Annotated in this window: 20 protein-coding genes; 11 read left to right on the forward strand and 9 right to left on the reverse strand. The window is 59.9% G+C overall.

Annotation, left to right across the window (positions count from 1 at the left end):
- The gene (locus tag ATN00_RS11025) at window positions 1-774 is read right to left on the reverse strand and encodes a sulfite exporter TauE/SafE family protein (protein WP_062064651.1); all 774 of its coding nucleotides are present in this window, start codon (window positions 772-774) and stop codon (window positions 1-3) included.
- A 171-nt stretch (window positions 775-945) separates the two neighbouring features.
- Between ATN00_RS11025 and epsC the strand changes: the two genes are divergently transcribed.
- Window positions 946-1,665 (forward strand): serine O-acetyltransferase EpsC, encoded by a 720-nt coding sequence (gene epsC, locus ATN00_RS11030; protein ID WP_062064653.1) that lies wholly within the window; start codon window positions 946-948, stop codon window positions 1,663-1,665.
- On the forward strand, window positions 1,665-2,009 hold the full coding sequence (locus ATN00_RS11035; RefSeq protein ID WP_062064655.1) for a DUF2794 domain-containing protein: 345 nt from the start codon (window positions 1,665-1,667) through the stop codon (window positions 2,007-2,009). The genes epsC and ATN00_RS11035 overlap by 1 nt, the downstream gene beginning before the upstream one ends.
- A gap of 4 nt (window positions 2,010-2,013) precedes the next feature.
- Here the strand turns inward: ATN00_RS11035 and ATN00_RS11040 are convergent, their stop codons facing one another.
- Complete coding sequence (locus tag ATN00_RS11040) at window positions 2,014-3,087, reverse strand: hypothetical protein (protein WP_062064657.1); 1,074 nt, start codon at window positions 3,085-3,087, stop codon at window positions 2,014-2,016.
- A 137-nt stretch (window positions 3,088-3,224) separates the two neighbouring features.
- Between ATN00_RS11040 and ATN00_RS11045 the strand changes: the two genes are divergently transcribed.
- Entirely contained in the window at window positions 3,225-4,157 is a 933-nt protein-coding gene (locus tag ATN00_RS11045; protein ID WP_062064659.1) for an NAD(P)H-dependent flavin oxidoreductase, read from the forward strand.
- Here ATN00_RS11045 and ATN00_RS11050 read toward each other — a convergent pair.
- The 5 genes from ATN00_RS11050 to ATN00_RS11070 all read right to left on the reverse strand — a co-directional run bounded on the left by ATN00_RS11050 (window position 4,152) and on the right by ATN00_RS11070 (window position 10,777).
- Window positions 4,152-5,030, reverse strand: coding sequence for an alpha/beta fold hydrolase (locus tag ATN00_RS11050; protein ID WP_062068695.1), 879 nt, complete (start codon window positions 5,028-5,030; stop codon window positions 4,152-4,154). The genes ATN00_RS11045 and ATN00_RS11050 overlap by 6 nt on opposite strands.
- A gap of 112 nt (window positions 5,031-5,142) precedes the next feature.
- Window positions 5,143-6,720 (reverse strand): PAS domain-containing sensor histidine kinase, encoded by a 1,578-nt coding sequence (locus ATN00_RS11055; RefSeq protein WP_062064661.1) that lies wholly within the window; start codon window positions 6,718-6,720, stop codon window positions 5,143-5,145.
- Window positions 6,721-6,987: 267 nt separating this feature from the next.
- Window positions 6,988-7,791, reverse strand: coding sequence for an LLM class flavin-dependent oxidoreductase (locus ATN00_RS11060; RefSeq protein WP_062064663.1), 804 nt, complete (start codon window positions 7,789-7,791; stop codon window positions 6,988-6,990).
- Between the two features lie 191 nt (window positions 7,792-7,982).
- The gene (locus ATN00_RS11065) at window positions 7,983-8,318 is read right to left on the reverse strand and encodes a DUF4286 family protein (protein WP_062064665.1); all 336 of its coding nucleotides are present in this window, start codon (window positions 8,316-8,318) and stop codon (window positions 7,983-7,985) included.
- 44 nt (window positions 8,319-8,362) lie between these two features.
- Complete coding sequence (locus ATN00_RS11070; RefSeq protein ID WP_062064667.1) at window positions 8,363-10,777, reverse strand: TonB-dependent receptor; 2,415 nt, start codon at window positions 10,775-10,777, stop codon at window positions 8,363-8,365.
- 293 nt (window positions 10,778-11,070) lie between these two features.
- On the opposite strand from ATN00_RS11070, the gene ATN00_RS11075 reads away from it, so the two are divergent.
- The 8 genes from ATN00_RS11075 to ATN00_RS11110 all read left to right on the forward strand — a co-directional run bounded on the left by ATN00_RS11075 (window position 11,071) and on the right by ATN00_RS11110 (window position 18,648).
- Complete coding sequence (locus ATN00_RS11075) at window positions 11,071-11,793, forward strand: alpha/beta fold hydrolase (RefSeq protein ID WP_062064668.1); 723 nt, start codon at window positions 11,071-11,073, stop codon at window positions 11,791-11,793.
- A 20-nt stretch (window positions 11,794-11,813) separates the two neighbouring features.
- The gene (locus ATN00_RS11080; protein ID WP_062064670.1) at window positions 11,814-13,061 is read left to right on the forward strand and encodes a cytochrome P450; all 1,248 of its coding nucleotides are present in this window, start codon (window positions 11,814-11,816) and stop codon (window positions 13,059-13,061) included.
- 157 nt (window positions 13,062-13,218) lie between these two features.
- Window positions 13,219-14,448: an acyl-CoA dehydrogenase family protein gene (locus tag ATN00_RS11085; protein WP_062064672.1), complete on the forward strand. Its 1,230-nt coding sequence runs from the start codon at window positions 13,219-13,221 to the stop codon at window positions 14,446-14,448.
- 53 nt (window positions 14,449-14,501) lie between these two features.
- Window positions 14,502-15,017 (forward strand): ester cyclase, encoded by a 516-nt coding sequence (locus tag ATN00_RS11090; RefSeq protein ID WP_062064674.1) that lies wholly within the window; start codon window positions 14,502-14,504, stop codon window positions 15,015-15,017.
- 65 nt (window positions 15,018-15,082) lie between these two features.
- Complete coding sequence (locus tag ATN00_RS11095; protein ID WP_062064676.1) at window positions 15,083-15,634, forward strand: VOC family protein; 552 nt, start codon at window positions 15,083-15,085, stop codon at window positions 15,632-15,634.
- Between the two features lie 79 nt (window positions 15,635-15,713).
- A complete protein-coding gene (locus tag ATN00_RS11100; protein ID WP_197413582.1) occupies window positions 15,714-17,051 on the forward strand; it encodes an aromatic ring-hydroxylating oxygenase subunit alpha in 1,338 nt (445 codons plus the stop codon).
- A gap of 100 nt (window positions 17,052-17,151) precedes the next feature.
- A complete protein-coding gene (locus ATN00_RS11105) occupies window positions 17,152-17,637 on the forward strand; it encodes an aromatic-ring-hydroxylating dioxygenase subunit beta (protein ID WP_156415268.1) in 486 nt (161 codons plus the stop codon).
- A gap of 135 nt (window positions 17,638-17,772) precedes the next feature.
- Window positions 17,773-18,648 carry an AraC family transcriptional regulator gene (locus ATN00_RS11110; RefSeq protein ID WP_062064682.1) on the forward strand — a complete coding sequence of 292 codons (876 nt, stop codon included), beginning with the start codon at window positions 17,773-17,775 and terminating at the stop codon, window positions 18,646-18,648.
- Window positions 18,649-18,681: 33 nt separating this feature from the next.
- Here the strand turns inward: ATN00_RS11110 and ATN00_RS11115 are convergent, their stop codons facing one another.
- Both ATN00_RS11115 and ATN00_RS11120 read right to left on the reverse strand, forming a co-directional pair.
- Window positions 18,682-19,572 carry a dioxygenase family protein gene (locus tag ATN00_RS11115; RefSeq protein WP_062068697.1) on the reverse strand — a complete coding sequence of 297 codons (891 nt, stop codon included), beginning with the start codon at window positions 19,570-19,572 and terminating at the stop codon, window positions 18,682-18,684.
- Between the two features lie 16 nt (window positions 19,573-19,588).
- A complete protein-coding gene (locus tag ATN00_RS11120; protein ID WP_062064683.1) occupies window positions 19,589-20,653 on the reverse strand; it encodes a maleylacetate reductase in 1,065 nt (354 codons plus the stop codon).
- Window positions 20,654-20,677: the final 24 nt, after the last annotated feature.

Genomic DNA, 20,677 nt, shown 5'->3' on the forward strand with positions numbered 1-20,677 from the left:
CTAACCTATATATCCAAGCCATTTGGCGACTCCGAACAGCGACGTCAGGGTCAGGATGACTCCCACCGCGACAAACAGGACGCGAGGCGCGACATGGCGGGCCAGCATGGCTCCGAACGGTGCGGCCACAACGCCGCCGACGAGAAGGCCGATGGTGTATGTCGTGAACGTCTCCCACCCCAGATGCAGCAGGAAAGTGATGCTGATCGAAAGGGTAAGGAAAAACTCGACTGTGTTCACCGTCCCGATCGTATGCCTTGGACTGGACCCCTGGATCAGCAGATTGGATGTGACTACCGGTCCCCATCCGCCGCCGCCTGTGGCATCCATGAAGCCGCCGGCAAGCCCCAGTGGCGCCACCCATTTCGGATCGCGCGCCTGTGGAGGGAAATGGAAACCACGCCAGATCAGATAGATGCCAATGCTGGTCAGATAGATCTGGACTATCGGCTTAATGATCGCGCCGTCGATGTTGGACAGCAGATAGGCGCCCGCCACGCCGCCGATCATGCCCGGAATGATGAGGCGCGCGAACAGGCGCCAGTCGACATTGCGATGCGCGATGTGGCTGATCGCCGAAACGCCGGTGGTGAAGGTTTCCGCCGCATGGACGCTGGCCGATGCCTTGCTCGGCGGCAGGCCCAAGGCCAGCAGCAGGGTGCTTGAAATGACGCCATAGGCCATGCCCAGCGCGCCGTCGATCATCTGGGCCCCAAAGCCGATGAGGATGAAGGGCAGGATGTCGCCGAAATGATTGAGGAGAGAATCGATCATGAACCGCCTATAAATCGAATGTCTACCTCAATGATAGAAATTACGCGTAAAGCCAAGCAGCTTTCCTTTCCACGATGATAAGCTGTCTTTAGGGCTTCTCTGGAAAAATCAGGCCCATGCGACTATGTAGAGCGGAACCGTGCATGGCACGGGTTGTTCAGGGACGAAAAGATGCTGCGTAACCTCATGGCATATCTGGACTCGGTGAAGTCGCGGGACCCGGCGCCTCGATCGCGCGCGGAAATCCTGCTCTATCCTGGCGTCTGGTCGCTGGCCTTTCATCGTATAGCTCACCGTCTGTATCGTGTGCGGCTCTATTTCCTTGCCCGGGCAGTGAACCATCTGTCCCGTTTCCTGACAGGGAACGACATTCACCCCGGCGCCAGGATCGGCAAGCGTTTCTTCATTGACCATGGCTTTACCGTCATTGGAGAGACTGCGGAAATCGGCGATGACGTCACGCTCTATCAGAATGTGACGCTCGGCGGAACGGACCCGGCCAATGGCATTGCCGGAAAGCGCCACCCGACACTGGGAGATGGCGCGATCGTGGGGTCTGGCGCGCAAGTCCTGGGACCGATTCGCGTAGGCGCGCGCGCGCGCGTAGGGGCCAATGCCGTGGTGACCAAGGATGTGCCGGAAGGGGCGACGATGGTCGGCATACCGGCGCGGCAGATGCTGGTCGATGTGACGGCCTATCAGCGTGACTTCGTGCCTTATGGCACGCCCTGCTCCGATTGCTTCGATCCTGAAAAGCAGAAGCTGGAACTGCTCCAGTGCGAGATGGAGCAACTTCAAAAGCGCCTGGCCCAACTGATCAAGGAACAGCGTGGGGCTGGTTCGGACAGCAAGGACGACATTCCTCTTTTCAAGGAACGTGATCGCGCCTGATGTCCAATGTGACACCCTTTCCGGCTTATGGGCAAAAGGTCGGGCAGACCGGGTTTGATCGTCAGGAACTCCAGCGGATCATGGATCTGTATGGTCGCATGGTTTCGGCGGGGCACTGGCGCGACTATGCGCTGGACATGGGCCGGGATGCGGCGATTTTCTCCGCCTTTCGCCGGTCCGCCGAACGCCCCGAATATCGCATCGAAAAGCGCCCCGCGCTGCGCCACCGGCAAGGCATGTGGGCATTGATCGGTGAAGCGGGGCATGTCCTCAAGCGCGGACAGGAGCTTCAGGGCGTCCTCGCGCCCGTTGAACGCAAACTGCTCAAGATTGTCGAGGATTGACGGATCAGGCCGCAGCCTGATCCAGAGAGGCACGGTCCAGATAGGGCAGGCGATCCGTCAGCACATCGGGCAAGCTGCCGACGACCCAAGCCCGCGCCCGATGCCAAAGGGCGGATAGAAGCAACAGGGCCGATCCGATCACCAGCGCGGTAAAGGCAGCGGACAATTCGACCGCGCCCGCTTTGTGGAACAGCGCATAGAGCGCGAACAGCACATAAGCCAGACTTGACACCAGAAGGGCGCGCCGGTCGATCGCCAGTGCCACCAGTCCAAAGGCGACATAGAGCGCGATGACCATCATGGCCTTGCCGATGCCCATTTCATTCCCGTCGAACACGCCCAACAGATGAAACAGCGAATGGGCGATCATGGGAGCCGCTGTCAGATGCAGCCAGAAAGCCACGTCGGAACGCCGGGTCGTGCGTCCCCGGTCCGACATGTCCCAGCGCATCGCCAGTGCAAAGATCGCAAGGCCCGCAATCAGCAGCAGAATGATCCATAGTCTTTCATTTCCCGGCGCGATGGACAGGACGAGGCCCGCTACGACTGCCGCGCCCGCCGCTGCTCCCGCTGCGACGGTGATGGGCACCATGAAACGCCGCCAGTGCATCCAGGCCGTAACGGCGCTCGCCAGAGCAATGGCGGACACGATCAATCCCTCAATCCTGTCATCCGCATCGGGCAAGATCTGTCCGGCCAGTGCCATCAGAGCAAACGCCACGCCGCCGACAAATCCACCCAGCAACAATATCGAGGGCAGGGCCATCCGCCGCTGACGCGTGAAATATTCCGCCAGCCCCCAACTGGCTGCTGCCACCAGCAGGCCCGATGCGATGGAAGGGTGATATTCCGCCGCGCCCAACCGCAGGCTGTTGCCCAGCCATCCGACGGCTACCAGCAATATGATGCTGGCAATGGCGACGAAGATATCGTTGAAGCCCGTCAGCAGGCGGAAATGTTCTTCATCGACGACCGGGCTGGCGCGCATCCGGGCGACATGGTCGCGCAGCGCGTTGGCGGCATCGGCTGAAAGGGCGCCGGCCGCTACGGCATCCTGTAGATCGCTTTCGCTATACATGGCCAGCCTCCGCCAAATGCCTGATCCCAGGCGATCTAACATTGCTGTATTATTTAATCAACACAGCAGATTTTCTCCTTTTTCCTACCCCTTTGCGATGATAGCGCCACGGTTGCCTAAGAGGGAGAAAGACCGACATGACCCTGCCAGCGTTGCTTGAAGGCCGCCTGTCCCTTCCGCTGATCGGATCGCCCATGTTCCTCGTATCGCGGCCTTCCCTGGTCATCGCCCAATGTCGCGCAGGCATTGTCGGCGCGTTTCCCTCGCTCAACGCTCGGCCTTCGGGCACTCTTGAAAGCTGGCTTCAGGAGATCGAGGAAGCGTTGACCGAAACGGACGCCCCTTTCGCCGTCAACCTCATCGTCCACCGCACCAATGCGCGGCTGGAGGAGGATCTAGCGCTTTGCGTCAAATATAAGGTGCCGATCGTCATCACCTCGCTCGGCGCGCGGGAAGATGTGAACCGGGCGATCCACAGCTATGGTGGCATCGTCCTGCATGACGTCATCAACAATGTCTTTGCGCGCAAGGCGGTTGAAAAGGGCGCAGATGGCCTGATCGCCGTGGCGGCCGGGGCAGGGGGACATGCGGGCACCTTGTCACCCTTTGCGCTGGTGGAGGAAATCCGCTCCTGGTTCGATGGGCCATTGGCGTTGTCCGGCGCAATCGCAACGGGACGTTCCATTGCCGCGGCGCGGATGATGGGGGCGGACCTTGCCTATATGGGGTCTCCCTTCATCGCGACGGAGGAAGCCGATGCCGATCCCGCCTACAAGCAGATGATCGTCGACAGCGGCGCGGGCGATATCGTGTATTCCGACGTGTTCAGCGGCGTTCTGGGCAACTATCTGAAACCCAGCATCGTCGCGGCGGGCATGGACCCCGACAATCTGCCCGCAGCGGCGTCGATGGATTTCGCGAAACTGGGCGGCGATGGAAAGAAGGCGTGGCGCGACATCTGGGGCGCCGGACAGGGCATTGGCGCAATCCGCAAGATTCAGCCCGCAGGCGCCTTCATCGACCAGCTCAAGGCTGAATATCGCGACGCCGTGGCTGCTTTCCCTTCATAAGAAAGCGCGCAGTTCGGCAATGAAGCGGTCGAACTGGTCGTGATGCAGCCAATGGCCGGCATCGGCGAATTCCACCAGTCGCGCATCCTGAAAATGAGCGGCCCGGCCATCCTGAACCGGATTTGACGCCCAGCTGTCCAGGCCAAGGCACAACATGACGGGGCAGGTGATCCGGCTCCAGAATTGCGGCAGTTCGTCGTCGATACCAGTGTCCGGCGACCAGCCCCGCAGGCTGGGGTCGAATTTCCAACCATAGCTGCCGTCCTCGTTCCGGTTGGTGCCGTGAATGGTCAGGTGCAACGCCTGCTCGACGGACAGATGGTCGTTGCGCGCGCGCATCCGCTCCACGCCTGCTTCGATCGAGGCCAGCTTGCGGCTGGGTTTGTGCAACGTGCTCCGCCGCCGATCGATCCATTCGCGCCATTTGTCGACCGCGGGTTCTTCCGCCTTTTCCCGTAAGCGCGCGGGGGAAAGTCCAAGCCCCTCAATCGCGACCAGCTTCGCCACGCGCTCGGGATAAAGCCCCGCATAACGCAGGCTGATGGCGCCGCCGAGTGAATGGGCGACGATCGTCACCGTCTCTTCGCCGATCATATCCACCATCTGCGCCAGATCGTAGACGAAGCTGCTCATCATGTAGCCGCCGTCGGAAGACCAGCCGCTGTCGCCATGTCCGCGCAGATCGACGGCCATGACATGATAGTCGCCGCAAAGCGCGCGGGCGGTCCAGTCCCAGCTGCGCGCATGGTCGAAGCCCCCATGCACCAGAAGCAGGGCCGGCGCTGCAGAATTTCCCCAATCCACATAGTGCAAGCGCGTCCGCAGCGACGTGAAGAAATGCGATGTGGGTGTGGGCGCTGCGGGCGTGTCCATGCGATCCTGCCGGCTGAAAAGAAGGTTTATTTCCTTCCTTTGGTCATGCACCGGCCGCTTGCAATAGCCATGCGGAAAAAATCCACATTCCCCCCTTTGCTGTTCGGGAAATCTATCCCTGGCCGGAATCGCCATTGCTGCCGCCAGCCGGGTCAGGCAAGGGCCGGCGGCGTATCGAGCTTACGATCTGGGCCAGCGCCGCTTGTTTGAAGGGCTTGTCCAACCTGGGCCTGCTGCTTGCATGGGGTGGCAACTCGGCAAAGCCGGTGATGATGATGACCGGCAGGCCGGGTATTTTTTCCTCGATCGCGTCGGCCAGCTGCGCGCCGGTCATGCCGGGCATCGCATGATCGGTGATGACCAGATCGACGTCGCCTTGCTCCAATATCCGAAGGGCGTCGGCCGCGCCGCTGGCCTGAAATACCGTGTGCCCCAGATCCTCCAGCATCCCCGCCGTGTTGATGAGCACGAGATCATCATCGTCGACCGCCAGAATGACCAGTGGCGTGCTGGTTTCATATGCCACTTCCGTTACGGTTGCCTCGGCGCGTGGGACGTTGGCCGCCGCTACCGGCAACCAGAGCGAAACCGTCGTGCCCTTGCCCGCCTCGCTTTCGATGGTCATTGCGCCGCCGCACTGTTCGGCAAAACCGTGGACCATCGACAGCCCAAGCCCCGTCCCTTTGCCCACGCCCTTCGTGGTGAAAAAAGGTTCGGTGGCGCGTGCCAGCGTCGTTTCGTCCATGCCTTCGCCCTCGTCGATGACCGACAGGCGGATATAGGGGCCGGGTTGCAGGTCGCCGCGAGGAATTGGCGGGGTTGCGACTTCGCTCCCCTCGAGGATCAGGCAACCCACGCCACGCATCGCGTCGCGCGCATTGACCGCAAGGTTGAGCAGCGCGAGTTCGAGTTGCCCCGGATCCGCCTGAGCGGACGCCAGGACAAGGGGGAATCGGGTTTCGATTCCCACGCCCGTGCCCAGTGTGGCCTTGAGCAATTCGGCCATGTCCCGCACCAGCGCGATGCAATCGACGCTTTGCAGTTTCAGTTCCTGTTTGCGCGCAAAGGCCAACATGCGCTGCGTCAGGGTCGCGCCCCGCTCTGCTGCGGCCATGGCGTTGTCTATATAGCGGGAAATATCGGCCCCGCTGGCCAAACGCTGCCGCGCAAGATCCAGGCTGCCCACGATGACCGCCAGTAGATTGTTGAAATCATGGGCCACGCCGCCCGTCAATTTACCGATGGCTTCCATTTTCTGCGTCTGGAAAATGGCCTCGCGCGCTTCTTCCAAAGCCTGCTGCGCCTCGCGCCGTTCGGTAAGGTCGCGCGTGACCTTAGCAAAGCCCAGAAGCTCACCTTCGGCATTGCGGATGGCATCGATGACGACGCTTGCCCAGAATCGCGATCCGTCCTTGCGGATTCGCCATCCCTCCGCCTCGAAACGCCCTTCGCGCGCCGTTGTGTCTAGTGCTCGCGAAGGAACGCCTGCCAACCTGTCATCTTCCGAATAGAAACGGGAGAAATTTTGGCCGATAATTTCGCTTTCCCGATATCCCTTCAGCCGCTCGGCCCCGGCGTTCCAACTGCTCACCGTACCGGCGGGATCGAGCATGTAGATCGCATAGTCCGTCACGCTCTGGATGAGCAGTTCGAACCGGTTTTCCAGCCGGTCAGGCATTGCCTTTTTCATCCGGACCTGAAATCCTTGCCATATGCGCCCTGGAAACCGAACGCATCGCGGGGGATAACGGTTCCTTGCTACGCAGGATTTGGCATTCGATCGGTCAATCCAGGCACTTGCAGGATAGCTGTTCAACGGGAAATAGGGTTGGGCAAGGCTTTGCGGCGATCTGGTTCTTATGCGGAAAACAGGTTGAGGATTCTCATATCCTTAATCCCGTCGCGATGATCTCGATGGCGCGCCGCGCTTCGTCGATGGAAGCGATTTTGGGCAAGGTCACGGCGACGCGATCGGCTCCGGCATCCTCATAAATTCGCACAGCGTCCAGTTCGGACTCCGTGTCAGAATGACGGAAATGTCGAAATGATCGATCTTTCTCCCTGCATCTTCGGCGAAGCGGTGGAGCTTGGCTCGACTCTCCTTCAAATTCTCCGGGCCGGAGCCCTCGCCAAAGGCGAGCCGATCATTGTGATATACGGGTATCCAGCCTTCGCAGCTGGTCGCGACCCGGCGTAGAACCCTGTCGTTAAACCCGCCTAGCGATATCGGCGGATGCGGCTGGGTGAGGGGGCGTGGACCGAGCAATGTGGGCGGAAATTTGAAAAACTCGCCATCGAAGGTGAAGCTGTCCTGGGTCCACAGACCTTTCATCACCGCAATGCTTTCCATCGTATAGTCCCAGCGCCGCTCGAAGCTGCCGCCAGTCAGTTCGATTTCCAGTCTGCTCGCGCCGCCCACGCCCAGCCCCAGGCTAAAACGGCCGCCACTATAGCGGTCGATGGTTGCGACCTGCTTCGCCACAACGACTGGATGCTGCATGGGCATTATAAGCACACTGGTAGACACTTCGATGCGCTTGGTCATGGCCAGTGCGCGAGCCGCTCCGATCAGGGGGTCGAGATAGAGTGGAACGCCGAAATGGGGCGGCAAGACTGGCTCGTCCAGCGGCCGGATTGTGTGATGACCATAGGTCACCCAGTCCAGTCCCGCCTCTTCGGCGATCTGGCATATCTCGCCCATGTCGACATCGGCTATGGGGTGGCCAGGGTCCGCATAAGGGCGGCTTAGTCCGATTTTCATCACATCCTCCTGGGCTCTCGCGGCATGGGGCAAGCAATCTTATGGCAATCGTTTCCCTCGCCGATGTGCATCAATGCTGGCCGCGCTTTCCGGCGGGATTGCCGTTGAGGCGGCTCTATGGCCTGCTTTTGATGCCCAGCGGAAAGGGACTGAGGCGGATGGTCTGTCCTGTCTTGCCGTTAGACTACGTGCTAGACCTCAACTACCGGTGTGATCTCCTCGTAGAGATGGATGGCCATATCCGACTGGGAAAAGGCGTCGCTCATTTCCATCTGGCCTGTCTCGACAAGAGTCTGGAGTTCCGCGACAATCGCAGAGGGATCATCGGTCTGCATCCGGTAGATGGCCATGTAGCGCTGATGCGGAGCATCCTCCGCTTCTGGGTCAACCAGCCGGAATCGCTGCGCCGAAACGAAGCCGGGTACGGCGACCACGTCCGCCAGATGACGATTGCTGTACCAGTCGTTATACTCCTGATCGCGACCTGGCACCGGATTGCTCAGCACGACATATGCATAGTTTTTCACAGCCGTCCCTTTGATGTGTCCCTCGCAAGAGCGGTAGTCCTTCGTCAGAAACGATAACGGGCCGATACGCCCCAGGTGCGCGGATCGCCGACATAGACTGAACTGGTCGGAAAATTGGCGAGCAGAACGCTCGGCGACTGGTAATAATGGGCGCCGGTCAGGTTGCGGACGTAAACACCCAGGTCGAAGCCGGACCCTCCGATCCCGCGCCAGTCGAGCCGTGCGTTCGCCAGAGCATATCCCGGCAATTTTTCGCCATTCTGCCCGCCGAAGTCATCGGTCATATAGATATCGCCATTGAAAACGATCTCGCCGTCGGCGGGCCTGAACGGCAGGGTCCAGCTCACGCTGGCCGTGCCGGCGAAGCTGGGCGTGGGCAAGTTGACCTGCGCTTCGGTGGCGACCGGTGTCGGAACGCCTGGACCGAACGTTACCGAGCCGAGCGACTTTACCTTCTGCTTGGTGAACGCCCCGTTGAACGAGACAGTGAGGGAACGGACCGGGCTGACCGAAGCTTCGATCTCAACGCCATATATTTCCAGATTTGCAATGTTCGCGGCGACGGAGCCATTGGTCGGTTGATCCGGCGTGGTAAAGGGCAGGCCGACATTCTGGGCATTCAGGAATTGCAGCGCGCCTTTGTAGTCGGTGTAGAATGCGGCGATGTTGAAGAAACCGCGAGCTTCCCCTGACCGGAAACTGAGCTTCGCGCCGATCTCGCCGTCAGTCAGTTTTTCTTCCTTGGTGTTCTGGTAGGGGCGCAGGTCGGGGCAAGCGCCACCTGGATTGGAGCAGCCGACGCCACCGGTGGTGAACGGGCTTTCGAAGCCGGGCGTGTTGACGTTCGCGCCACGATAGCCACGCCGTGACACGATATAGAGCAGGGTGTTGTCGTTCGGCTTGTAGTCGAAACCAATGGTCCAACTGGGCTCCTGACCTTTGTTGCTTACGATAGCCACGCCGTCGATGAGCCCGAGTGCAGCTTGCGCGTCGCATGTCTCCCGGTCAACATAGGTCGACCATATGCCGCCGCCGCAAGCATTGACCTTGTCCCAGCTATAGCGTGCTCCGACATTGAAACGCAGCTTGTCGGTAAGATCGATCCCGACCTGCCCGAACACCGCGTAATTTTTGTTGGCGACATGGGCTGTTACGGGAACGCCATCGACATCGCCCACCGCGAAGGCGCGGAAATTGGAACCCATCGGCCCGGTGGAGCGATCATTATTATAGAAACCGCCGACGATGAAATTGAATCCATCGAATTCGCCAAGTACCTGAAGTTCGTTGGTTATATACTGCCGCTGAATCACCGATCCCGCGTGAAAGATGGAGAATTGCGATCCGAAGAACGGAGCGCCGGAGGAGAAGAAGAGCGGGCCGGTGGCGCCGGTGTTAATCATCTGATCCGCGCGGTTCTTGCGGAAGCCAAAGATGTTCCGGACGGTGATGTTGCCGAAGGTCAACGAAGTGTCGTTGGTTATACCCAGTTGTCGGCGATAGGCCTGGCCGCCGTTGATGCCGTCATCGAACGCGCCGTAGAAGTTCTTCTTCTGTATCTCGCGATAATTCGCGATCTGCGCGTCGAGATACGCGCCCTCCGTCGGCCCGAAGATCGCCCCCAGCACACCGGGCTGGGCGCGGTAGAGATAAAGGCCGCCTGCACGTTCATTGGCGCGGAAATAATCCACTATGGTCAGGCTCTTGATCCAGTCGGTCGGCTCGATTAGCAGCGATGCCCGGACGCTGTCCTGATGCACATTGTCGAAGTCGGGACCGCCATTCAGATTTTTCGTTCGGCCATCCTGACGTCGCATTTGTCCCGCCACGCGCAGGGCCATTTTGTCGGGAATGATCGGGATGTTGAGCGCGCCCTCCAATTCCCTGTAGTCGAAGCGGCCATAGGTCCCTTCTATATAGCCGCCGAAATCATATGTTGGCGCTTCGGGGCTCACCAGCACTGCGCCCCCCAGAGTGTTGCGGCCGAACAAAGTGCCTTGAGGCCCCTTGAGCACTTGGATGCTAGCCAGATCGTAGGTAGGAATATTCGATCCCACGGAAGGCAGAGGCACGTTCGCGAAATAGGTGACGACACCCGGCGACACCTCGCCCAGCGGAACCTGACCGATGCCGCGAAGGGATACGGCTGAATTTTCCTTGCCGCCTTCGGCCCCAGCCCGGAAACCGGGCGTGATGGTGTTGATGTCCTGAACGGTCTGGACCGTGCTGCGCTCGAGCGCAGCGGCGGAGAAGGCGCTCACTGAAACAGGAACGTCCTGCAGTCTTTCGTCGCGTCGCCGTGCGGTAACGACAATGTCGCTGGCTGTGCCATAGCCGGAACCAAGTTGCTGTGGTTCTTCGGCTGCCTGCGAAGGTGCATCCTGGGCCCATAATGGTGTCGCCGGCATTACCGCCGTTCCGCTCAAAAGGCCGAGCGTCGCGAGGATCTGTCGTTTCATGGAATTATCCTCCCCTTTATATTCCTGTCTTCCGCCGTTTTATTAAGCGGCGGCGTGACGATTTGGTCGTCATCGGCATCGCCTGTTTTATGGACCCGGCGTCATATAGCGGTGTCGGCGCTGGAGCCACTGGCGTGACCGGCAGGGTAAACAATTGACCGACCAGCGACACTCGATCGCGTTGCCGCCGCTGCTGCGGTCGCGACATAGTGATGTCCGGCAGAGAAGCTGGCCTGAACATATCCGATGACCCGATGTGCGAGGGTTCGGAACGGGCCGTGCAAAGGATGATAATGGCGACATATATACTGGTGCACGGTGGAGGGATGGGCGGTTGGGTATGGAAATATATCGCCGCTCCGCTCCGCTCGGCTGGCCATATCGTGCACACGCCCACCCTCACCGGCTTTGGTGATCGTCATCACCTGATTTCATGCGATATAGATACGGCGGTGCACGCGACCGATATCGCGCGGATGATGGAATGCGAGGAAGTATGGGACGCGGTTCTGGTCGTGCACAGTTACGCCGGTGCCGTCGCGCCGCTGCTGCTGACGATGGCGGGAGACCGCATTCGCAGGGTGATCTATCTCGACGCCATCGTGCCCATGGCGGGGGAGAGCGTGGCGGAAGCAATGGGCTTTCTATCGGCCGAGGCGGTCGTTGGACTACGTGCCCAGCATGCGGCGGGCCAAGGTCCGCTGGGTGCTGGCGTGCCCGATCAGGTACGCAAAATGGCTGATATTGAGCCGCAGCGCATGTCGGCTGATCGTGATGCATGGGTTTTTCGTCATCTGACCGACATGCCGCTCAGCGCCAACATCTGCGCCATACCCGTGGGAGCCGATGCGATAACCCATCGGGTCGATTATCTGGGCGTGCCCCATACGATGATGCATCCGATGCACGCGCGGGCCGACGCGCTGGGCTGGACCGTGCATCAACTGGGCGGTGACCGAGACCATATGGTTCATGTGGGCGATCCGGACGCGGTGCTGACATATCTGATTGAATAGCACAGGACAGGAGAGCGACCATGGCCGAGGTGGCCGATACGGCGGCGGACGCAAGGGCATGTGAGGCGATACCAGCGCACGTTCCCGCTGGCATGGTCCGGGATTATCCGCTGAAAGTCAGTGACAAGACCACAGAAAATCCATTCGACCGGATCATTCCGGAGATCGCGGCCGGGCCCATCGCCTTCTATGCGGAGGGTGTGTTGCCTACCGGCGACCCAGGCTGGGTCTTTCGTCGCTCGGAAGATTTGCGCGCCATCTTCAAGGATGGCGAGAATTTTACAGCACGCGGCTGGTCCAGCTTCAGTGGTTTGATCGGCGACAGCTGGTATCAGGTGCCGGTGGAATATGATCCACCCGAACACACAGCCCTGCGCGCTCTGCTCAACCCGTTGCTTGCGCCGCAACGCATGGCGGCACTGGATGCCAGGGTGCGCGCTTATGCCCGCAACTACATCGATACATTCCGTGACCGCGGCTCGTGCGAATTCATGAGCGAGTTCGCATTCAAGTTTCCCATCGCCGTGTTTCTGGAGCTTATGGGGTTGCCACAGGAAGATGTGGACCAGTTGCTCGCATGGGAGATGAATCTGCTGCATCAACCCGATGTGTCCGAAATCGCGCGTGCCACCAGGGCTGTGCGGGACTATCTCGTCGACAAGCTGGATGCGGCCCGCAAAAATCCCAGGGACGATTTCATCGGCTTCATCGCCACGGGTAAAGTCGGGGAACGTCCGCTCAGTCGTGACGAACAGATCGGGATGGCCTTCAACTTCTATACCGGGGGCCTCGACACGGTCTCCACGAACCTTGGATTGCACTTCCGACACTTCGCGGAACATGGTGAGGATCAGGCCTGGTTGCGGAACAACCCGGATAAGATCGTACTGGCCACCGAAGAGCTTCTGAGAGCTTATGCCGCTGTCACCACGTTCCGCATATGCGTCAAGGAAGTGGAGATCGCGGGTGTTCGTGTCATGCCTGGCGATCGGGTGGCGATGAGCACCACGCTCGCCAACCGGGATGCGGACAAATATGACGCCCCCAATGAGGTCCGGCTCGACCGGGGCCCCTCGCACGACAGCTTCGCGCATGGGCCCCATCGTTGTGTCGGCATGCATCTAGCTCGGCGCGAATTGCATGTGGCGATAGAGGAATTCCTGAAGGCCGTTCCCCAATTCCATATCGCCCCGGACGCCGTCATTGTTTCCACGTTGGGGCCGATCATTCAGCCGGAAACGCTTCCCCTGGTCTGGTCCGCCAGATGATCGCGGTGCGTCCGCTTGCCGCAACCGATGGCCGATTTGAGTTTCCATCGTTCGTTGTGGTGGCCGTCGCCGCGCGGATAATCATGACGACGCAGTTTTAAAGGCGTCCCTACGCTTTATCGAGCAGCCGGGATGTCGCGAAGGGCCAAGGACAGCAATGCTACACTCGCGGACCAAACCATCCTCCGACATCCTCTGGGGTTTTGACGAAGGCGCTGGTAATCAGGTTGTTGAGGCCGCCATCGGTTTGCGCGAGTTGCTCGCCAGCAATGCGTCCCGCGGCGACGTTCAGCGCTATCCGACCGATGAGGTCATTCGGGCGCTTGACGATGCCATGCTATGGGGCGTTGCCGTGCCCAAGCGGCTTGGAGGGCAGGGCGTATCGGCTACGGCGCTGGTACGCATGGGCGCCGAACTTGCCAAGGGAGATCCGTCGGTGGGCTGGGTGTCCCAGATCATCAACGGAACGACCTGGGTTACGTCGCTGGCATCGGATGAATTGCAGGAAGAACTTTTCAGCGAAGGCGTGCCGAAGATCGCGGGCGTTTTCAATCCGCCAGGCACGGCGATCCCGGTGGATGGGGGATACCGGGTCAGTGGAGCATGGCCCTATGCGTCGGGCATCCGCCACGCACGCTGGGGGCAATGGGGTGTGCAGATCGTAAAGCCTGATGGGACGCAGGTGCCCGGTAATTTCTGCTACGTTCCCGCCGGCGATTTCCGTATCGAAGATAGCTGGCATGTGACGGGTATGCAGGGCACCGGTTCCGATACCGTCGTGATCGAGGATGCCTTCGTCCCCGAAAGGCGGATGGTCCACGCTGCGCGATCCTACAATTATGTCGAACCGGGGAAGAAGCATTACGGCGCGCCCTCCGACTATTTCGCGCAGATGGCACTGGTGCACCGCACGATGTGCGGCGTGCCGCTGGGCGCCATCGAAGGGCTGCTGGAACATGTCGTGAAGACCGCCGCCACGAAGCCGCTCGTCGGCACGATATTCGCCCGGCAGTCGGATTCGCAGGTCGTGGCGAAGGAAATTGGCGAAGCCGCGATGAAGATTCACACGGCGCGCACGTTGATCGAAGCCGCTACAATGGAACTGGACGGCGCGGCGCTCGAACGTCGCACGCTGAGCGAGCGGGAGCGTGCCCGGAACAAGGCGCAGGCCAACCATGCCATGCAGATATTGCAGGAGGCATCCCAGACGCTGATGTATGTCGCGGGTTCATCGGCATTCAATAATGCCAATCCGGCATCCCGCTATTGGCGCGATTTCAATATGATTGCGCGTCATTTCGGTAATATTCCGAACATCGGATATGAAGTCTACGGCCGCTCGCTGCTGGGTGTTACGCCCAGCGCGATCCCGCCGCACATGTATTAATGCCAGAGCGGGAACGCCTGGCCCGCACACATCTTAGGAAGGATGGAAATACCATGATCAATGTCGAAGAATTCAAGCATAGTCCGGAACGGCGCAAGGAAGTCGTTCAGGGGTTGACCGAAAAACAGGCGAAAATGGCTAACCACTGGATGGATCTGTTCGATCAGGCCTTCAACGTCGGCGATTTCGTCAAGATGGACGAGTTCTTTCATCCCGATATGACCTATAGCAATCCCAATCGCCTGGATCTGGGACCCTATGTCCAATGGAAAACGTCCCCAGTCGCCCTTTATAAAACCTTTCCGCCTTCGGTTTATCGTGTGCTGGAAGTATATGGTAAAGGCGAAGACAAGATCTGTGTATTCTGCAACCACCAAGGCGAGCAGACCGGAGGCCCCTATATGGGAGTTCCGCCACAAGGTCAGAAGATCAACGTGCACTGGTTTTCGGTCTTGACGTTCAAGGACGACAAGATCATCCACATTTATTCCATATCCGATGTGTTGACGATGTTGATCGACATTGGCGTGATTCCCAAAGACAAGCAGCCGGTAGACCCATACAAGTAAAATAGAGCTTGCGGGCGGCCATTTTGGGATGGCCGCCCGCAAGCAAGAAAACAAGGAGAGCGTGAATGGCAACGCAAGCAGACGCCGGCCTGTCGGGCGTGAATCGCTTCATCGGTCGCCAGTTCGATCAGGTGGCATTCGTTGTCGATGAGCTTGAAGCTGCCAAGGAGCGATTTGGACGGATTTACGGCATCCAGTCGTGGAATACTTGGCGCAACCTGGCCGATGGACAGTCTCACAAGGTTTATCGCGGGACGCCGGGTGATTATCAGTTCAGTTGCGCTTACGGTTATGTCGGCGATATGCAGGTGGAGTTATGCCAGCATGATGGCGGCCGCAGCGTATATAAGGACTGGCTGGATACGCGCGGCCCTGGCTTGCATCATCTGGCTTTCCGCCTCGACGAACGTCCCGAATATGAAGCCGCCTGCGCTGCGTTCGAGCAGCAGGGCGCGCCGTTGGCGATGGGAGGGGAGATCGAAGGTGCAGGCGTCTGGGCCTATTACGACACGGTCGAACAACTTGGTTGTTACACGGAACTTTATTGGTCCTCGCCCGCGGTACTGGAAATATTCGAGCGGATGAAACGCGGCGAACAGGTTGAGATCGCACGATGAAAGCGGGAGTATGAACGTGACCTTACGGGGCAGGATTGGGTCGGCGGAAGCTGCTCCTCAGCTTGTCGATGGAACTTTCGTGCGGGATCTGATCGATCTCGACGCGCGGGAGGTATCCTTGCGCGTTCACCATGACCGGGAGATCTTCGACATTGAAATGGAGCGGATTTTCGCAAAATCCTGGCTCCCCCTTGCACATGAGAGCGAAATTCCCAATCCGGGCGATTTCGTCCGGCGCAACGCCGGCCAGGATTCCTGCCTGGTCGTCAGGCGCGAGGACGGATCGATTGCGGTTCTTCTCAACGCCTGCAGCCATCGCGGCATGACCCTGTGCCGGGAGGAGAAGGGAAACAGCCAGACTTTCAAATGCCCCTATCATGGCTGGGCGTTCGGCAAGGACGGTCGTTTTCTGGGCGCGCCGTTTGAGAAGCAGATGTATGGGGATGAACTACGCAGGGCTGCCGACGATCTGCATCTCGTCGTAGCGAAAACCGCCATGCTGGGCGGGATGATCTTCGCGAACTGGGATCAGGACGCCGAAGATTTCGAGGCCTATTTGGGTGACTTCGCCTGGTATTTGCGCGCTGCTCTGGAACGGACCAATCGTGGTTTCGAAGTGATCGGGCCGCCGCAGCGGCAGATCATGCGTGCGAATTGGAAGCTGCTCGCCGAACAACTGGCCGATGGCTATCATGCCCGCGCGCTGCACCAGTCGGCGGGCGACATGGGGACGCTCGGCCATGACGCCCACGACCCAGCATCCTGGGGCATGGTCGGCATCAACGTCAGCACGCCCGGCGGCCACACGATGCGCTGCATTGACACCCGCCTCGCTTATAGCTTTGCCGGTATCGGTGACACGGCCAGCGTGGCGGAACGGCTGGCCGCCGTTCCTCCGCCGGGCGCCAACGCGGACATGGTGAAGCAGTTTTCCAACAATCTGAGCGATGGGCAGATGCGATTGCTTGCCGATACGCCGCCGTTGGTCATGGGGCTATTTCCGGGGACTGACTTCTTCATGCTGATGAGCGTGGGCGGCTCCGATGATGGCAGTCACGGTCCAGTGATGGTCGCGCGAGCCTGGACCCCGCGTTCGCCGGAACTGTTCGAGATGCTGACATGGACACTGGTTGAACGGGATGCGCCGCCGGAACTGCGGGAACAGACGCGACTGACGACCCTTCGTAATTTCGGCATAAGCGGCTTCATCGAGCAAGATGACGCCGAGGCATGGCAGGGGATACAGAAGGCGGTGCAGGGGCCCGTCGCCCGTCGGATGACGGCAAAATATCAGGCCAAGCTCGGCGTTACCCGGCCCGAAGGTTTCGAGGGCGGCGGTGATGTCTATGCCGGTTTCAGCCGCGACGATGCCCAATGGGCATGGTGGAAACGCTATGCTCAGGTGATGGGTGCCTGACATTGGGGAGGTTGGGACGTTGAACGAATTGGCGGCATCCACATCGACGGAGGCATCATTCGGTTCGCGCGCGCGCATTCGCGCCACGGACCCTCGCTACATGGAAATACTTGATTTTCTCTGGGAAGAGGCTGCCACGCTGGACCGGGATGACCTTCGAGGTTGGCAGAACCTGCTGGACCCGGCCATCCACTATTACATGCCGGTCTGCCTCACCCGCAAACGCGGCAGCAATGAAAGCTTCGAGACAGAAGGCATGCACTATGATGAAGACTTCGGATCGCTGAGTTTTCGGATACGGCGCTTTCTGGAAACCCAGGCATGGGCGGCCGATCCGCCTTCACGCGCGCGGCGCTTCGTCACCGGAGTTCAGGTGTGGGAAGGGCAAGGCGAAGGCATATATGACGTCGCCAGCTCGCTGTTGCTCGTTCGCACGATGGACGATGATTTTCGCACAGATTTGCTCACGGCAGAGCGGCAGGACAGGGTCCGTCTATCCGAAACGGGTGCCGCCCGCCTGCTCGAACGCAAGATATTGTGCGATCAGACTACAATCGGCACCCATAATCTTGCGATATTTCTATAGATTTATGGAGTTCCTGCCGTTCCAGCGGGGCAGCCCGCCGAGTCCTGGAAACGCCTTTCCAAGGATAGGGGCGTTCTCGGCTCAAAAATTGCTTAACCTGATAAAACAGAAAAAATATATGGTGAGGATCGCGAGATGATCGTTGATGCGCTTCCCAAGCCCAGCGGTCTGGACGGTATAGTCGAGCATCAAATCAGATCGGCCGCCAGTACTGTCCAGATCAATCGCTATAGCTGGCGCGAACCGCGCGAAGCGGTGTTCAAGACCGATGCGCCTATCATCGATATTCTGCTCTCGCGGCGCCAGGCGGAACTGGACGGCGAATTTCTGGAAGCAGGCTGGCGCGCGCGCAGGCCTGTCGGTGAAATCATGTTCATGCCGCCCGACTTCACGCTCCACAGCCGTTGGAATCGGGGCGACCGCCGATCGATGTGCTGTGTGCTCGACAAGAGCGCCTTCTCCGATTTTTTCGAGATCAACTGGGAAGACCGCAAGCTGGCTGCCAGTCTGGATATCTGTAATGGCTTCGTCCGCGGTGTCATGATGCGCCTGGTCAGCGAGGCCATGGAGCCAAGCTTTGCCAGTGCTATATATATCGAAGCGTTGAGCACCGCGCTTGCCGTCGAGCTTCGCCGTCATTTCGACATGCTCGATCCCGAAAATCTGCCCAAGGAAGGCGGGTTGAGTCTGTCGCAACTGCGCCGTATCCGGGAAAGCCTGGAGGAGGAAAGCGCCTCTCACCCGGTCACGGTCGCGGGCCTCGCCAAGAGGGAAGGACTGAGCGTCCGCCACTTCTCGCGCCTGTTCCGTGCTTCGACCGGCAGTGCGGTGAGTGATTATGCTGCAGGAATCCGTATCGAGCGAGCGAAGAAATTGCTGGCAGATGAGCATAGGCTGATCAAGGAAGTCGCCTATAGCTGCGGGTTTCAAAGCTCATCGAGCTTTTCGTCCGCGTTTCGGCGAGCGACCAGCCTGACGCCGCAGCAATTCCGCAGCACGCGGCTGGACTAGGGAGGGTTTGCCGGAGCCCTGCAAATTCCGCGTCTATTCCAGCGATTCTGGACTCTGCGCCATTGCGCTCGGGGCAAGCACGAAATCCCGGACAAGCGAATACCAGTCGCCCTCCATCGAGGTTCCATCCGGTGCTCGTCCGCCCTCATGCGCGACATAGGGTTCGATCAGCGATTCCTTGACGCCAAACACGACATCGCTGTCCAGATACGAATCCCCTTGCGCGAAAACATGGGTGACCAGCTTGCGGCATCCGGGCGCGGCGATCATGAAATGCACATGCTCGGGCCGCCATGGGTGACGGTCCTGAGCCGCCAGCATGGCGCCTACGGGGCCATCTGTGGGAATGGGATAAGGCGCCGGACGCCGCGTCCAGAAATGGAAACGCCCCTCAGCGTCGGCGATAATCCGGCCGCGACCTGCCAGTCCACCGGTCTTATCTAACTGCTGAACGTCGTAGAAACCCGATACATCGGAGTGCCATATATCGATGATGGCGCCTGCGGCTGGCGTTCCCTCATGCCGCCATACCGTTCCGGAAACATGCATCGGCGGACCGTCGATGCCGGCGCCCAGATTCCCACCCAGCGGAAATTCAGGCGGCGGCACGTAAAAGGGACCGAATACAGTGGTTTCGGTGATGTCTCCCGCTACCGGATTGTTGATCGAATCCACTAGCGTGGACACGCCCAGCGTGTCGGACAGCAGGATGAATTCCTGCCTCTTTTCATCGCACTTCTGCCCCGTGCTGGTCAGAAAGCCGATGCCTGCTTCCCATTCGGCCTGCGTCGGGCGGACTTCCCGTACGAAGGCGTGCAGGTGCCGCACCAGTGCCTCACTGATCTCCCTGGCGCGTGGATCGGATGCGCGCCGCACCCGCTTCACAACGGCATCGGTGATGGAATGCTCATCAAAATCTCGCATGGCAATATCCATATCGTCAGTATTCGGATGGCGGATCGCCTGCCCATGCTGCACGCAGCAGCAGTTCAAGCGGTGCGCGGTCGAGGGGGCGGGGATTGGGGTAGGTGTTGGCGCATGCGATTTCGACCGCTTCTGGAATTGCGCTCTCCGGTAGACCAAGGTCACGCAGCGCCAGCGGTGCGTTCAGCCCGCGTGCAAGCAAATGGAGAGCCGTCCAGGGTGCCTCGTCTGTCGCCAGCGCGCGCGCTAATCGCGCCATGGCCGGTTTGGCGACGCGGTTATACGCGATGGCATGGGGCAGGATGACGCTGTGGGTTTCCGCGTGGGGCAGGTCGAAGCTGCCGCCCAGCACATGGCAGAGCTTATGATGCAATCCCATGTCTACCTGCCCCAGGCAGGATCCGCAAAGCCAGGCTCCGTAAAGCGCCTTGCCGCGCGCCGCGATGTCGCCGGCGTCAGACAGGATAACGGGCAGGGCCTCCGTGATGGCGCGAATGCCTTCCTCCGCCATCAGGCTCGTGATCGGGTTGCCGTTATCGGCATACAGCGCCTCTGCCGCATGGGCGATGGCGTTAAGGCCAGACCTTACCGACGCTCCACTGGGGAGCGTCAGGGTCAAGCTTACATCATATATCACGCTTTCCGGCTGCACATGGGGGCTGCGCTGCGTGGTTTTGCGGCCTTGCTCGGTTTGCCCGATGATCGGGGTCATCTCTGATCCGGCATAAGTGGTGGGCACTACGATCTGGGGCAAGTCGGTACGCAAGGCGATGGCTTTTCCCAAACCGATGGTCGATCCGCCGCCCAGCGACACGATGCCATCCGCGCGAATGCGGGTGAGATGTTCCATTGCGCGTTCGGTTACCTCGACGGGCGTGTGCATCGCAGCGTCGGTGAAGTGCCCCGCATCGATGGAGCCGAGCAGCCGCGACGCTCGTTCGGCAAGGTCCGCCTGTTGTGGCGTGGTAAGCACCATCGCGCGCTTTACGCCGAGCGCGGCGCATTCGCCGGCCAGCGCGGACAGGGTTCCGGTCCCGAACAGAACTCGGGTAGGTAATGCCTGGTAACGGAATGTCTGCATCGGATTGTCCAGTTCGCGTTGCAG

Source organism: Sphingobium baderi (assembly GCF_001456115.1).
GTDB classification, from domain to species: Bacteria; Pseudomonadota; Alphaproteobacteria; order Sphingomonadales; family Sphingomonadaceae; genus Sphingobium; species Sphingobium baderi_A.